Source organism: Hydrogenophaga crocea, assembly GCF_011388215.1.
GTDB lineage: Bacteria > Pseudomonadota > Gammaproteobacteria > Burkholderiales > Burkholderiaceae_C > Hydrogenophaga > Hydrogenophaga crocea.
Genome location: NZ_CP049989.1, coordinates 4030082 through 4044214 on the forward strand (window position 1 = coordinate 4030082; position 14133 = coordinate 4044214).

Below are 14133 nucleotides of genomic sequence, written 5' to 3' on the forward strand. Positions count from 1 at the left end.
ATTCCCCATGAACCAGCTTCCCGGCCTGAATTTCCAGTTGGGCGACGACATTGATGCGCTGCGCGACGCCGTGCGCGACTTCGCGCAGGCCGAGATCGCGCCGCGCGCCGCCGAGATCGACCGCAACGACCAGTTCCCCATGGACCTGTGGCGCAAGATGGGCGAACTCGGCGTGCTGGGCATCACCGTGCCTGAGACCTACGGCGGCGCCAACATGGGCTACCTCGCGCACATGGTGGCCATGGAGGAGATCAGCCGCGCCAGCGCCTCGGTGGGTCTGAGCTACGGCGCGCACTCCAACCTGTGCGTGAACCAGATCAAGCGCAACGGCAACGACGCGCAGCGCCAGAAGTACCTGCCCAGGCTGATCAGCGGCGAGCACGTGGGCGCGCTGGCCATGAGCGAGCCGGGCGCGGGCTCCGACGTGATCAGCATGAAGCTCAAGGCCGAGGACAAGGGCGGCTACTACCTGCTCAACGGCAGCAAGATGTGGATCACCAACGGCCCCGACGCCGACACCCTGGTGGTCTACGCCAAGACCGAGCCCGAGATGGGCGCGCGCGGCGTCACGGCCTTCCTGATCGAGAAGGGCATGAAGGGCTTCTCGATCGCACAGAAGCTCGACAAGCTCGGCATGCGCGGCAGCCACACGGGCGAGCTGGTGTTCCAGAACGTCGAGGTGCCGGCCGAGAACATCCTGGGGGGCCTCAACAACGGCGCCAAGGTGCTCATGAGCGGGCTCGATTACGAGCGCGCCGTGCTCAGCGGCGGGCCGCTGGGCATCATGCAGGCGGTCATGGACAACGTGATCCCCTACATCCACGACCGCAAGCAGTTCGGCCAGAGCATCGGCGAGTTCCAGCTCATCCAGGGCAAGGTGGCCGACATGTACACCGTGCTGCAGGCCGCGCGCAGCTTCGCCTACACCGTGGCCAAGAACCTCGACCTGCTCGGCACCGAGCACGTGCGCCAGGTGCGCAAGGACTGCGCGAGCGTGATCCTCTGGACCGCCGAGAAGGCCACCTGGATGGCGGGCGAGGGCGTGCAGATCTTCGGCGGCAACGGCTACATCAACGAGTACCCGCTGGGCCGCCTCTGGCGCGACGCCAAGCTCTACGAGATCGGCGCCGGCACCAGCGAGATCCGCCGCATGCTGATCGGCCGCGAACTGTTCGCCGAGACCCTGTAAGGCGGGCGCAGGCCCGGTGCTGGGACAATGCCCCCCATGAGCGACGATCTTCAACACCTGCTGGAACACAACCGGCGCTGGGCGGCCCAGGTCGAGGCCGAGCGCCCGGGCTTCTTCACCAAACTTTCGCAACAGCAGAGTCCGCGCTACATGTGGATCGGCTGCTCCGACAGCCGCGTGCCCGCGAACCAGATCACCGGCCTCGACCCGGGCGAGGTCTTCGTGCACCGCAACGTGGCCAACGTGGTGGTGCCCACCGACCTCAACTGCCTGTCCACCGTGCAGTACGCGGTCGACGTGCTCAAGGTCGAGCACCTGATGGTGGTGGGCCACTACGGCTGCGGCGGCGTGCAGGCCGCGCTGCGCGATGCCCGCGTGGGCCTGGCCGACAACTGGCTGCGCCACATCAAGGACGTGCGCGACCGCCATGCGGCGCTGCTCGCGGGCCTGCCCGAGAAGCACCGCCTCGACGCGTTGTGCGAGCTCAACGCCATCGAGCAGGTGGTGAACCTCGCGCAGACCACCGTGGTGCAGGACGCCTGGAGCCGCGGTCAGGCGATCGCGCTGCACGGCTGGGTCTATGGCCTGAAGGACGGCCTGGTGCAGGACCTGTTCATGACCCTGCGCGGCAACCCCGATCTCGACACCGCGTACCTGCGCGCCGTGGAAGGCGTGGCGGTGCGCTCGCGCGACTGAGTCTGCGGCCGCGGGCCGCGCCCTTGCCCTGCCCCGGCCGCGGCCTGAATTCCCTTTCACACAGGAGCACACCATGTCCGATCCCATCGTCATCCTCGGTGCCGCACGCACCCCCATGGGCGCCTTCCAGGGCGACTTCGCCGCGCTGTCGGCGCACGACCTCGGCGGTGCGGCCATCAAGGCCGCGGTCGAGCGCAGCGGCGTCGATCCCAAGGCCGTCGACGAGGTGCTGTTCGGCAACTGCCTGATGGCCGGCCAGGGCCAGGCGCCCGCGCGCCAGGCCCTGCTCAAGGGCGGCCTGCCGCTGTCGACCGGCGCGGTCACGCTTTCCAAGATGTGCGGCTCGGGCATGAAGGCCACCATGCTCGCGCACGACCTGCTGGTGGCGGGCAGTGCACAGGTGATGGTCTCGGGCGGCATGGAGAGCATGACCAACGCGCCCTACCTCATGCTCAAGGGCCGCGGCGGCTACCGCATGGGCCACGACAAGATCTACGACCACATGATGCTCGACGGCCTCGAAGACGCCTACGAGCCGGGCCGCAGCATGGGCACTTTCGGCGAAGACTGCGCCGCCAAGTACGCGTTCACGCGCGAGCAGCAGGACGCCTTTGCCACCGCCTCGGTCACGCGCGCCAAGGCCGCGACCGAGAGTGGCGCCTTCGCGAAGGAGATCGTGCCCGTCACCGTGAAAGACCGCAGCGGCGAGCGCGTGGTGTCGGTGGACGAAGGCCCGGGCAAGATCAAGCTCGACAAGATCCCCGCGCTCAAGCCCGCGTTCAAGAAGGACGGCACCATCACCGCCGCCTCGAGCTCGTCGATCAACGACGGCGCGGCCGCGCTGGTGCTGGCCAAGGCCTCGACCGCACAGCGCCTGGGCGCCAAGCCCATCGCGCGCATCGTGGGCCACACCACGCACGCGCAGGAACCCAACTGGTTCACCACCGCGCCCGTGTACGCCACGCAGAAGCTGCTCGCGGCCACCGGCTGGAAGGTCGAGGACGTGGACCTGTGGGAAGTCAACGAGGCCTTCGCCGTGGTGCCCATGGCGCTCATGGCCGAGCTCAAGGTGCCGCACGAGAAGGTCAACGTGAACGGCGGCGCCTGCGCGCTGGGCCACCCCATCGGCGCCAGCGGCGCGCGCATCCTGGTCACGCTGATCCACGCGCTGCAGGCGCGCGGCGGCAAGAAGGGCATCGCCACGCTGTGCATCGGCGGCGGCGAGGCCACCGCCATGGCCATCGAACTGGTGTGAGCACGGTCCTCGTCATCGGCGCGTCGCGCGGCATCGGCCTCGAGTTCGTGCGCCAGTACCGCGAAGCGGGTGATCGCGTGATCGCCACCGCGCGCGACGACGCGGGCCTGCAGCGTCTGCGCGAACTCGGCGCCGAGGCGCTGCGCATCGACGTGGCCCAGCCCGCGAGCATCAGCGGCCTGGCCTGGCAGCTCGATGGCGAGAAGCTCGACACCGCGCTCTATGTGGCCGGCGTGTTCCCGCGCATCGACGCCGGCGTGCCCCCCACGCGCGAGGCCTTCGACCTCGCCATGCACACCAACCTGCTCGGCGCCATGCAGGCGATTCCGCAGGTGGCGCCGCTGGTGGAAGCCGCGAACGGCTGCTTCGGCTTCATCTCGAGCGCCATGGCGCAGATCCGCGGCGTGCCCGACGGCCGAGGCTGGCTCTACCGCGCGAGCAAGGCCGCGCTCAACATGGCCGTGGCTTGTGCCCAGCACCAGTACCCGCGCGCCACGCTGGTGGCGCTCTCGCCGGGCTGGGTGCAGACCGACATGGGCGGCGCGGCGGCGCCGCTCACCGCCGACGACAGCGTGAGCCGCATGCGCGCCACGCTCGCGCGCCTCACGCCCGCGCAACGCGGTGCCTTCATCGACCAGGACGGCCGCCCCTTCGACGGTTGGTGACCCGTTTTCCGAAACCGCGATCCCGGAGATCCGAATGCTGCTGACCCCCGACCAGGAAGCCGTGCGCGACGCCGTGCGCGCCTTCGCCCAGGCCGAGCTCTGGCCGAATGCCGCGAAGTGGGACAAGGAACACCACTTTCCCAAAGACGTGCACCGCGGGCTCGCCGAACTCGGCGCCTACGGCATCTGCGTGCCCGAAGCGCTGGGCGGCGCCGGCCTCGATTACGTGACCCTGGCCATCGTGCTCGAAGAGATCGCCGCCGGCGACGGCGGCACCAGCACCGCGATCAGCGTCACGAACTGCCCGGTCAACGCCATCCTGCTGCGCTACGGCAATGCGCAGCAGCAGGAACGCTGGCTGCGCCCGCTGGCGGCCGGCCGCATGCTCGGCGCCTTCTGCCTCACCGAGCCGCACGTGGGCTCGGACGCGTCGGCGCTGCGCACCACGGCCGTGAAGCAGGGCGGCGACTACGTGATCAACGGCGTCAAGCAGTTCATCACCAGCGGCAAGAACGGGCAGCTCGCCATCGTCATCGCCGTCACCGACAAGGCCGCGGGCAAGCGCGGCATGAGCGCCTTCCTCGTGCCCACCGACACGCCGGGCTACGTGGTGGCACGGCTCGAAGACAAGGTGGGCCAGCACAGCAGCGACACCGCGCAAATCAACTTCGAGAACTGCCGCATCCCGGCCGAGAACCTGATCGGCCAGGAAGGCGAGGGCTACAAGATCGCGCTGTCGGCCCTCGAAGGCGGGCGCATCGGCATCGCCGCGCAAAGCATCGGCATGGCGCGCAGCGCCTTCGAGTGCGCCCTCACGTACGCCAAGCAGCGCGAGAGCTTCGGCCAGCCCATCTTCAACCACCAGGCCGTGGGCTTTCGCCTCGCCGAGATGGCGACGCAGATCGAGGCCGCGCGCGCCCTGGTGCTGCACGCGGCCGCGCTGCGCGACGCGGGCAAGCCCTGCCTGAAGGAAGCCGCCATGGCCAAGCTGTTCGCGAGCGAGATGGCCGAGCGCGTGTGCAGCGACGCGATCCAGGTGCACGGCGGCTATGGCTACGTGAGCGACTTCCCGGTCGAGCGCATCTGGCGCGACGTGCGGGTGTGCCAGATCTACGAGGGCACCTCGGACGTGCAGAAGATCCTCATTCAGCGCGCGCTGGCCTGAGCGCGCGCCGGGCTCACAGGTCCTTGAGGTTCTTCAGGCAGGCCCGGATCCAGCGCAGCTCCCAGGGGTCTTCGTGGGCCTGCGCCGGCGCCAGCCCGAGCGCCTCGAGCTGCGTGTAGGCGTTCTTCATTTCCTCGGGCAGCGCGTCGAGCAGGCGTTCGCGCAGTGCGGCGCGGATGTCGCCGTGCGCGGGTTCGCCGTACTTCGCGATCAGGGCCTGTTGCTCGATCTGCCAGGTGTGCAGGGTGTGCCGGTTCTGTATCGCCTCGTGCGGGGCTGGCAGCGCCGGCGGCTCGAAGCCCCAGGTGTGGGCCAGCAGGCCGAGCACCTCGGCGGGCGACGGGTTGCGCGGGGCGACGCGGTCCACCAGCAGCACCAGGTTCTTCTCGAACAGCGCCTGCTCGTCCTTCACCCACTGCTGTGCCTGCTGCCGCTGCAGCGCGTAGTCCGTGCCGGGCGGCCACTGGGGGTAGGCGTCCTGCAGCGAGCGCGGCAGCCGCGCGAGCAGGGCCGCGCGAATGGCGTTGTTGAACGCGACGGTGGCCTCCTGGCCCGGGCACCGGGCGCGCAGGTTCTGCTTGGTGCTGTTGAAGGTCTGGATGAAGGCGATGAACGACTTCGGGGGGTGCGCGGGCAGGGTGGGCTGCGTGCGCCACGCGTCCATGGGGTCGGTGTCGTAGGTGCGCCCCCAGGCGAACGCCAGGGCGTTCATCAGATGGCCCATCGGCGCGGTGTCGGGCAGCTGCCGCATGACCGTGTCCACCGCATTCGCGACCGACTCGGCCAGCGTGGGGGCGGGCAGGGCGGGGATGGGTGCGTCCGGGTGCGAGGCGGACCGCACCGGGGCGCCGGACGCGTTCGCCCAGGCGATCACCGCGGACTTCTTGTTCGTGTACGACGGGCCGCTGTCCTCGATGACCCGGGCCAAGGCCAGCTGCAGGGCATCGGGAAGCTGCTGCGCCACAGCCCCTTGCAGGGCTTTGCCGAAGGCGCCGCGGGCATCGGGATAGGCCTTGAACAGCCCCTCCTTTTCGACCACCACCGTGTTCACGAAGTCCTGCGCCCTGCCGCACCAGCCGCCCCAGGCGAGCAGCAGGGCCTGCATCACGTCGGCGTGCGGAAAGCTGGGGTGGGCGACGATGGCCGCCACCGCTGCCGCCACCGCCGTGTCCTGCGCCGTCGCGCGATCGCCCGCGCCCTGTGCGGCGCCGGCTTCGCCGGTGGGCAGGCCCGCCGCGTCCGGCGGGTTCACGGGGTCGGGCGGTGCGGGCCTGTGCGGCAGCCCGGCGGAGGAACGCGGCGGGGTGGAGGGGGGCTTGGGGGCGCTGTGCAGGTACATGGGGCCTCTCGCTGGCGAACAGACAACAGGGGACAACAGGCGGGCGCCGTCGCGGCGCGCGTCCTGGGTGGCGGGTGGGGTGGGCCGGGTCCTGCTGTTGCGATCACCGATGTCGCGCGCGCATATGATCCCGCTCCCATGAACATCCTCATCCTCGGTGCGGGCCGCGTGGGCGAAAGCGTGGCCGAGAGCCTAGTGTCGGAGCAGAACGACATCACCGTCATCGACATGGACCCCGCGCGGCTGCGCCTGCTCGAAGACAAGCTCGATCTGCGCGGCGTGGTGGGCAACGGCATCCAGCCCTCGGTGCTGCGCGACGCCGGCGTGAAGGACGCCGACATGGTGATCGCCTGCGCCGCGCAGGACGAGACCAACCTCGTGGTCTGCAAGGTGGCGCACGACGTGTTCAACGTGCCCACCACCATCGCGCGGCTGCGCTCACCCGAGTTCACCGATGGCGAAGGCGACGAGCAGCTCTCGCGCACCAGCTTCTCGGTGAGCCACGTGCTCTGCCCCGAGGCCTCGGTCACGCGCTACATCCACCAGCTCATCAGCTACCCCGAGGCGCTGCAGGTGCTCGAATTCGCGGGCGGCCGCGCGAGCCTGATCGCGGTGCGCGCGAGCCACGGCGGCGCGCTCGTGGGCCACACCATCGGCGAGTTCCGCGAGCGCTTCACGCGCTGCGAGATGCGCGTGGTGGCGCTCTACCGGCTCGACACCGAGATGGAGGCCACGCCGTCCACGCGCATCCTCGCGGGCGACGAGGTCTTCGTGCTCGCCGACACCGACAAGATCCGCGACGTGCTGGCCGCCATCCACAACACCGACCAGCCGGTGCAGCGCGTGATGATCGCGGGCGGCGGCCGCGTGGGGCTGCGCCTGGCGCGCAGCCTGGTGGGGCAGTGCGAGGTGAAGCTGCTCGAGCGCGACCGCCGGCGCTGCGAGTACCTCGCGAGCCAGCTGCCCTCGAGCATGCTGGTGCTGCAGGGCGACGGCGCCGACGAGGACCTGCTGGAAGAGGAGAACGTGGGCGAGATGGACATGTTCCTCGCGCTCACGAGCGACGACGAGGACAACATCATGTCGGCCATGCTGGCCAAGCGGCTCGGCGCGCGCCGCGTCATGGCGCTCATCAACCGCCGCGCTTACGCCGACATGATGCAGGGCGGCACCATCGACATCGCGATCTCGCCCTCGCAGGCGGTGATCGGCGAGCTGCTGGCCCACGTGCGCCGCGGCGACGTGGCGGCCGTGCACAGCCTGCGCCGCGGCGCGGCCGAGGCGCTCGAAGGCATTGCGCGCGGCGACGTGAAGACCAGCAAGCTCGTGGGCCGGCGCATCGAAGAGGTGAAGCTGCCCAAGGGCGCGCGCATCGGCGCCATCGTGCGCGGCGAGGGCCGCGACTCCGAGGTGCTCATGCCCCACCACGACCTGCTGATCGAGGACGGTGACCACATCATCCTGTTCATCCCGCACAAGCGCCTGGTGCGCGAGGTCGAAAAGCTGTTCCAGGTCAGCGCCACCTTCTTCGGCTGAACGCGCCCCCGCCATGCATTCCCTCTGGCTGCCCGTTCTCTGCGTGTTCTCGCGCGTGCTGCTGGCCTTCTCGCCCACCTTCCTGGTGCCGCTGGCCTGGGCCTGGTTCCTCGACCGCGACCACCACGTGCAGGTCTGGGCCCTGGGCTTCGCGGCCACCGCGCTCAGCGGCTGGTTGCTGTGGATGGCCACCAAGCGCCACCGGCGCGAACTCATGCCGCGCGACGGCTTTCTGCTGGTGAACCTGGTGTGGGTGGTGCTGCCGCTGTACGCGGCGGTGCCGCTGCACTACGCGGTGCCCGGCCTGACCGTGAGCCAGGCCTATTTCGAGGCCATGAGCGCGCTCACCGCCACCGGCGCCACGGCGATCTCGGGGCTCGACGCGCTGCCGGTGTCGATCAACGTGTGGCGCTGCTTCCTGCAGCTCATCGGCGGCCTGGGCATCATGCTGCTGGTGGTGGCCGTGCTGCCGCTGCTGGGCCTGGGCGGCATGCAGCTCTACCGCGCCGAAACACCCGGCCCCATGAAGGACACCAAGTTCACCCCGCGCATCGCCGAGACCGCGCGCGGCCTGTGGGGCGTGTACGTGCTGTTCTCGGTGGCCTGCATGCTGGCCTACCGCTGGGCCGGCATGGGCTGGGCCGACGCCTTCATGCACATGTGCACCACCATGGGCCTGGGCGGGCTCTCGCCCTACGACGCGAGCCTGGGCCACTACGACTCGGCGCGCATCGAGTGGGTGGCCACGGCCTTCATGACCATGGCGGGCATCAGCTTCCTGCGCTACTTCGTGGTGCTCAAGCACCGCTCGCTGCGCCCCATCACGGGCGATCGCGAGATCCGCACCTACCTCGTGGTGCTGGCCGTGGCCATCGCGGTGGTCACGCTCATGCTGCTCGCGCATGGCGTGTACGCCGACTTCCCCACCGCGCTGCGCAACGCGGCTTTCCACGTGGTGTCGCTGGCCACCACCACGGGCTACAGCACCACCGATTACGCGGCCTGGCCGGTGTTCGTGCCGGTGCTGCTGATCTTCCTCGGCTGCTTCGCCTCGTGCGCGGGCTCCACGGGCGGCGGCATCAAGATGGTCCGCATGGTGCTGCTGGTGAAGCAGGCGCGGCGCGAGCTGGTGCGCATCATCCATCCGCGCGTGGTGAATCCGGTGACGCTGGCCGGCGCGGTGGTGCCCGCGCCGGTGATGAACGCGGTGTTCGGCTTCATGCTGATCTACGGCGCGGCCACCGTGGGCCTGACCATGCTGTTGCTGATGACGGGCCTGGACATCGTGAGCGCGTTCACCGCGGTCATCGCCACCGTCAACAACATCGGCCCCGGCCTGGGCGTGGTGGGTCCCGCGAGCAACTACGGCGTGCTCAGCGACGCCCAGCTCTGGGTGCTGAGCGCGGCCATGATGATGGGGCGGCTCGAACTGCTCACGGTGCTGGTGCTGTTCACCGGGCACTTCTGGCGCAAGTAGCGCCGCCCCGGCCGCGCCTCAGTCGCGGGCGGGAATGTTGAGGCCGCGCTGCACCGCGGGGCGGGCCGCGAAGGCGTCGAGCACGCGCTGCACCTCGGGGAAGTCGGCGAAGCCCACGAGATCGCCCGCGCCGTAGAAGCCCACGAGGTTGCGCACCCAGGGGAAGACCGCGATGTCGGCGATGGTGTATTCGTCGCCCATGATCCAGCGGCGGCCCTTGAGGCGCTGGTTCAGCACCGCCAGCAGGCGCTTGCTCTCGCCCACGTAGCGGTCGCGCGGGCGCTTGTCTTCGTAGTCCTTGCCCGCGAACTTGTGGAAGAAACCGAGCTGGCCGAACATGGGGCCGATGCCGCCCATCTGGAACATCAGCCATTGCAGGGTCTCGTAGCGCGCCGCGGTGTCGGTGGGCAGCAGGCGGCCGGTCTTGCCGGCCAGGTAGACCAGGATCGCGCCCGATTCCCAGAGCGCGAGCGGGCGGCCTTCGGGGCCGTCGGGGTCGATGATCGCGGGGATCTTGTTGTTGGGGTTGAGCGAGAGGAACTCGGGCGAGAGCTGGTCGTTGGTGTCGAAGCGCACCAGGTGCGGCTCGTAGGGCAGGCCGGTTTCTTCGAGCGCGATCGACACCTTCACGCCGTTGGGCGTGGGCAGCGAATAGAGCTGCAGGCGGTCGGGGTGCTGCGCGGGCCACTTCTTCGTGATGGGGAAGCTGTCGAGGGGGCTCATGGGGTCTCCTGGTGGGGGGAGCGCGCATTGTGGAACCGGCGCCGGAAGGCCCATGCCGCACAGGGGCATCGATAATCCGGCCTCTTTGCAAAGCCCCATGCCCACCCCCGCCCCCGACGCCTGCCCCTGCGGCCGCGGCCCCGCGTTCAGCGCCTGCTGCGGCCGCTACCTGGGCACGGGTGTGCCCGCGCCGGACGCCGAATCGCTCATGCGCTCGCGCTACACGGCCTTCGTGCGCGGCGACGCGGCCCACCTGCTCGCCACCTGGCATGCCAGCACGCGCCCGGCCACGCTGGACCTCGAGCCCGGCGTGAAGTGGCTGGGCCTGGAAGTGCGCGCGCGGCGCGACACCGGCACCGACCGCGCCGAGGTCGAGTTCGTGGCGCGCTCGCGCAGCGCGGGCCGCGCCCACCGGCTGCACGAGCGCAGCCGCTTCGTGCGCGAGGACGGGCGGTGGTTCTATGTGGACGGCGATTTCATCACCAAGGACACCGCATGAATTTCGAGGCCGTGCTGTTCGACTGCGACGGCGTGCTCGTGGACAGCGAACCCATCACCAACGGCGTGCTGCGCGAGCTGCTCACCGAAGCCGGCTGGGCCATCAGCGCCGACGACTGCGAGCGCCTGTTCATCGGCCGCGCGGTGCGCGACCAGCGCGCGCTGATCGAGCACCACACGGGCCGGCCCTTCAGCGAAGACTGGCTCCAGGGCTTCTACGTGCGCCGCAACGCGCGGCTGCTGGCCGAGCTGCAGGCCATCGAGGGCATCCACGACGCCGTGGCCCAGGTGCATGCGCACACCGGCGGCCGCATCGCCTGTGCGTCCGGCGCCGACAAGCCCAAGGTGCTGATGCAGCTTGACAAGGTGGGCCTGTCGCGGTTCTTCGGCGACGCGGTGTTCAGCGGCCACGACCTGCCGCGCTCCAAGCCCGCGCCCGATGTGTACCTGGCCGCGGCCGCGCACCTGGGTGTGGACCCCAAGCGCTGCCTGGTGATCGAGGACACCGCGCCCGGCGCGCAGGCCGGCCTGGCCGCGGGCGCGACCGTGTGGGGCTTCTGCGCCCAGGGCCACGGCCGCGCCTTCGAGGGCCTGCCGGTGGCGCGCGTGTTCCACCACATGCGCGAGCTGCGGCTCTGAGCCGGCGCGCGGCTCAGCCGCGCCAGAGCCTGGAGGCGTCGATATCGGCCAGCGTGCGGCAGCCGCACAGCGCCATGGCCATTTCGAGTTCGGTGCGCAGCAGGTGCAGCACATGGGCCACGCCCGGCGCGCCCGCGGCCGCCAGGCCGTGCAGCACCGGCCGGCCCACGAGCACGGCCGAGGCGCCGAGCGCGAGCGCCTTGAACACGTCGGTGCCGCGGCGCACGCCGCCGTCGAGCAGCAGCGGCAGCCGGCCCTGCACGGCCTGCGCGATCGCGGGCAGCGCGTCGAGCGTGGCGGGCACGGTGTCGAGCACGCGCCCGCCGTGGTTGGAGACGATCACGCCGGCCAGGCCTTCATCGGCCGCGCGCACCGCGTCGGCCGGCGCGAGCACGCCCTTGAGCACGATGGGCAGCACGGTCTGTTCGCGCAGCCAGGCGATGTCGCGCCAGGTGGGCGCGGCGTCGAGCAGCGGGCTGCCGAACAGCGGCGGCTGGCCGGGGCGCGCGGTGTGCGGTGGCAGGGGCCTGGCGCCCTGCAGGTTCACCGCGCCCAGGCCCGGCGGCGGCACGAAGCCCGCACGCTGTTCGGTGTTGCGCGCGCCGCTCACGGGCGCGTCCACGGTGAGCACCAGCGCGCGGTAGCCCGCGGCCTCGGCGCGCTGCACTAGCGCGCGCGTGAAGCCGCGGTCGGGCTGCAGGTAGAGCTGGAACCACAGTGGCACGGGAGGCGCGGCATCGCCCGCGGCCTGCGCCAGCGTTTCGAGCGGCGTGCCCGCCTGCGTGCTCACCACCACCGGGGTGCGCATCGCGGCCGCCGCCAGCACGGTGGCCAGTTCGCCGTCGGGGTGGGCGAGACCGTGGCTGGCCATGGGCGCCACGAGCAGGGGGTGGTCGAGCGCCTGGCCCAGCAGCGTGAGCCGCGTGTGGCCGCCGGCGAGCTCGGCGAGCACCCGCGGCGCGAGCCGCAGCCGCTCGAAGGCCGCGCGGTTCTCGCGCAGCGTGATCTCGTCGGCCGCGCCGCCCTGCAGCCAGGCCCAGGCGGGCGCGCTCATGCGCTCGCGCGCGAGCGGCTCGTAGTCGGCCACGGCCGCCACCGAGGGCGGGATCTGCGCCAGCGGCGGCTTCAGGTGTTCGCCCATTGCCGCAGCAGGTTGTGGTACACGCCCGTGAGCCGGTCGAGGGCCGGGTGGCCCGGCGTGTCGCGCGCCAGTTGCTGGATCGCGGTGTCGAGCTCGAACATGAGGCTGCGCTGGCTGTCGTCGCGCACCAGGCTCTGCACCCAGAAGAACGCGGCCAGCCGCACGCCGCGCGTGACCGGCGTGACGTGGTGCAGGCTGGTGCCCGGGTAGAGCACCAGATCGCCCGCGGCGAGCTTGGCGCTGTGCGGGCCGAAGTGGTCCTGCACCGTGAGCTCGCCGCCCTCGTACTCGTGCGGTTCGCTGAAAAAGAGCGTGGCCGACAGGTCGCTGCGGATGCGGTGCGGCGTGCCCGGCACGCTGAACACCGCCGCGTCCACGTGCGGCCCGTAGTGCCCGCCGCCCTCGTAGCGGTTGAAGCGCGGGGGCAGCACCTTGAGCGGCAGCGCGGCCGACACGAACAGCGGGTGCCGGCCCAGCGCCTGCAGGACCAGCTCGCCGATCTCGCGCGCGGCGGGCTGGTCGTCACCGAGCTGGCGGTTGTGCTTGACCTGCGCGGCCAGGTGGCCCGCGGTGGCGCGGCCGTCGGACCAGTCGGCCGCGTCGAGCAACTGGCGGCACCGGCGCACCTGCTCGGGCGTCAGCACCTGGGGGATTCGCAGCATCATGGTCGGGGCGGTCTTGGCAAATGAGAATTATTCCCGATTGTGCCGCGAACCGGCTCAGCGCAGGCGCCAGTCGCCCGGCGAGTGCCCGGTCCAGGCGCGGAAGGCGCGGATGAAGCTCTTCTCGTTGCGAAAGCCCACGGCCTCGGCCACCTGCTTGATCGGCCGGTTCGTGCGCAGCAGCAGCTGGCTCGCGCGCTCGCGCCGCACCGCGTCCTTGAGCGCCTGCAGGCTCGCGCCTTCTTCCTTGAGCTGCCGGTGCAGCGTGCGCGCCGAGGTGTGCAGCCGCGCGGCGATGTCGTCGGCGTTGTGCGCCGCCAGCGGCTGGTTGGCGAGCAGGTCGCGCACGCGCTGCACCAGCAGCCGGTCGCGCCGGTACGAGCGCACCGTGAGCGGCAGCGCGCGCTGCAGCAGCTGGCGCATGGCGGCCTCGTCGCGGCGCAGCGGCAGCGCCAGGTATTGCGCGTCGAAGGCGATCGCGGCCTCGGGCGCGCCGAAGCGGCTGGGCGCGTCGAACAGCACCGCGTAGGCCGCCACGTGCGGCGGCGCGGGGTAGGGGAAGCGCGCGTCCAGCAGCGGGATGCGCGAGTCGATGAACCAGGCCGCGAGGCCGTGGATGTTGCGCAGCACCGAAACCGCGCTGAGTTCGGCCATGGGGCCCGGGTCGCGCACCTGGCGCAGCACGATCTCGGCGCGCTCGCCCGCCACCTCGACCGAGAGCGCGATGGCCTGCGCGAGCAGGCCGTGGTGGCGGCACCAGCGCTTGAGCGCCACGCCCAGCGTGGGCGCCGACAGCGAGGCGCGCGCGAGCAGGCCGTAGCTGCCCCAGGGCAGCGCGCGCTCGAAGCAGCCCAGGGCCTCGTCGTCGAGCTCGCGCATGGCCGCGTAAGACACGGCCTCCATCTGCGCGGCCGTGATGCGCGCGCGGGGGTCGTTGAGCCGTGCTGGCGGAATTTGTGCCTGTGCGAGCGCGCCCGACGGGTCCATGCCGCGCGCCCGGTAGGCCAGCGCCATGGCCTTCACGAGCGCCATGGGTGTGAGCGCGGGGCCGGTGTGCAGATCGGCGGTGTCGGGCAGGGCGTTGGCCATCGCGCGAGTGTGCCACCACGCTCGAATTCGTGGCGCGATTTGCAACCGCCGTGGCGACC

The 14133-nt window shown here is 71.1% G+C and carries 14 protein-coding genes; 9 read left to right on the forward strand and 5 right to left on the reverse strand.

The window, feature by feature from the left end:
• Positions 1-7 precede the first annotated feature (7 nt).
• From G9Q37_RS19140 to G9Q37_RS19160, 5 genes are all read left to right on the forward strand, one after another.
• A complete protein-coding gene (locus G9Q37_RS19140) occupies positions 8-1189 on the forward strand; it encodes an isovaleryl-CoA dehydrogenase (RefSeq protein ID WP_166229770.1) in 1182 nt (393 codons plus the stop codon).
• Positions 1190-1225: 36 nt separating this feature from the next.
• Positions 1226-1885, forward strand: a complete 660-nt coding sequence (can, locus tag G9Q37_RS19145; protein WP_166229772.1) for a carbonate dehydratase — start codon at positions 1226-1228, stop codon at positions 1883-1885.
• Between the two features lie 73 nt (positions 1886-1958).
• Complete coding sequence (locus tag G9Q37_RS19150; protein WP_166229774.1) at positions 1959-3140, forward strand: acetyl-CoA C-acyltransferase; 1182 nt, start codon at positions 1959-1961, stop codon at positions 3138-3140.
• On the forward strand, positions 3137-3805 hold the full coding sequence (locus G9Q37_RS19155) for an SDR family oxidoreductase (protein WP_166229776.1): 669 nt from the start codon (positions 3137-3139) through the stop codon (positions 3803-3805). The genes G9Q37_RS19150 and G9Q37_RS19155 overlap by 4 nt, the downstream gene beginning before the upstream one ends.
• A 34-nt stretch (positions 3806-3839) precedes the next feature.
• Positions 3840-4970, forward strand: coding sequence for an acyl-CoA dehydrogenase family protein (locus G9Q37_RS19160; RefSeq protein WP_166229778.1), 1131 nt, complete (start codon positions 3840-3842; stop codon positions 4968-4970).
• A gap of 13 nt (positions 4971-4983) precedes the next feature.
• Here G9Q37_RS19160 and G9Q37_RS19165 read toward each other — a convergent pair whose 3' ends face one another.
• Positions 4984-6222: a hypothetical protein gene (locus tag G9Q37_RS19165; protein WP_166229780.1), complete on the reverse strand. Its 1239-nt coding sequence runs from the start codon at positions 6220-6222 to the stop codon at positions 4984-4986.
• A 225-nt stretch (positions 6223-6447) separates the two neighbouring features.
• Between G9Q37_RS19165 and trkA the strand changes: the two genes are divergently transcribed.
• Both trkA and G9Q37_RS19175 read left to right on the forward strand, forming a co-directional pair.
• Positions 6448-7845, forward strand: a complete 1398-nt coding sequence (gene trkA / locus G9Q37_RS19170; protein ID WP_166229782.1) for a Trk system potassium transporter TrkA — start codon at positions 6448-6450, stop codon at positions 7843-7845.
• A gap of 13 nt (positions 7846-7858) precedes the next feature.
• Positions 7859-9322: a TrkH family potassium uptake protein gene (locus tag G9Q37_RS19175; RefSeq protein ID WP_166229784.1), complete on the forward strand. Its 1464-nt coding sequence runs from the start codon at positions 7859-7861 to the stop codon at positions 9320-9322.
• A gap of 18 nt (positions 9323-9340) precedes the next feature.
• Here G9Q37_RS19175 and G9Q37_RS19180 read toward each other — a convergent pair whose 3' ends face one another.
• Complete coding sequence (locus G9Q37_RS19180) at positions 9341-10045, reverse strand: glutathione binding-like protein (RefSeq protein ID WP_166229786.1); 705 nt, start codon at positions 10043-10045, stop codon at positions 9341-9343.
• A 97-nt stretch (positions 10046-10142) separates the two neighbouring features.
• On the opposite strand from G9Q37_RS19180, the gene G9Q37_RS19185 reads away from it, so the two are divergent.
• Positions 10143-10544, forward strand: coding sequence for a YchJ family protein (locus G9Q37_RS19185; protein WP_166229788.1), 402 nt, complete (start codon positions 10143-10145; stop codon positions 10542-10544).
• Complete coding sequence (locus G9Q37_RS19190; protein ID WP_166229790.1) at positions 10541-11182, forward strand: HAD family hydrolase; 642 nt, start codon at positions 10541-10543, stop codon at positions 11180-11182. Before G9Q37_RS19185 ends, G9Q37_RS19190 begins: the two co-directional genes overlap by 4 nt.
• A gap of 13 nt (positions 11183-11195) precedes the next feature.
• Here the strand turns inward: G9Q37_RS19190 and G9Q37_RS19195 are convergent, their stop codons facing one another.
• The 3 genes from G9Q37_RS19195 to G9Q37_RS19205 are packed head-to-tail and all read right to left on the reverse strand — an operon-like array spanning position 11196 to position 14074.
• A complete protein-coding gene (locus tag G9Q37_RS19195; RefSeq protein ID WP_166229792.1) occupies positions 11196-12323 on the reverse strand; it encodes an alpha-hydroxy acid oxidase in 1128 nt (375 codons plus the stop codon).
• Positions 12308-12988, reverse strand: a complete 681-nt coding sequence (locus G9Q37_RS19200) for a Fe2+-dependent dioxygenase (protein ID WP_166229794.1) — start codon at positions 12986-12988, stop codon at positions 12308-12310. The genes G9Q37_RS19195 and G9Q37_RS19200 overlap by 16 nt, the downstream gene beginning before the upstream one ends.
• A gap of 54 nt (positions 12989-13042) precedes the next feature.
• Complete coding sequence (locus G9Q37_RS19205) at positions 13043-14074, reverse strand: AraC family transcriptional regulator (RefSeq protein WP_166229796.1); 1032 nt, start codon at positions 14072-14074, stop codon at positions 13043-13045.
• Between the last annotated feature and the right edge of the window lie 59 nt (positions 14075-14133).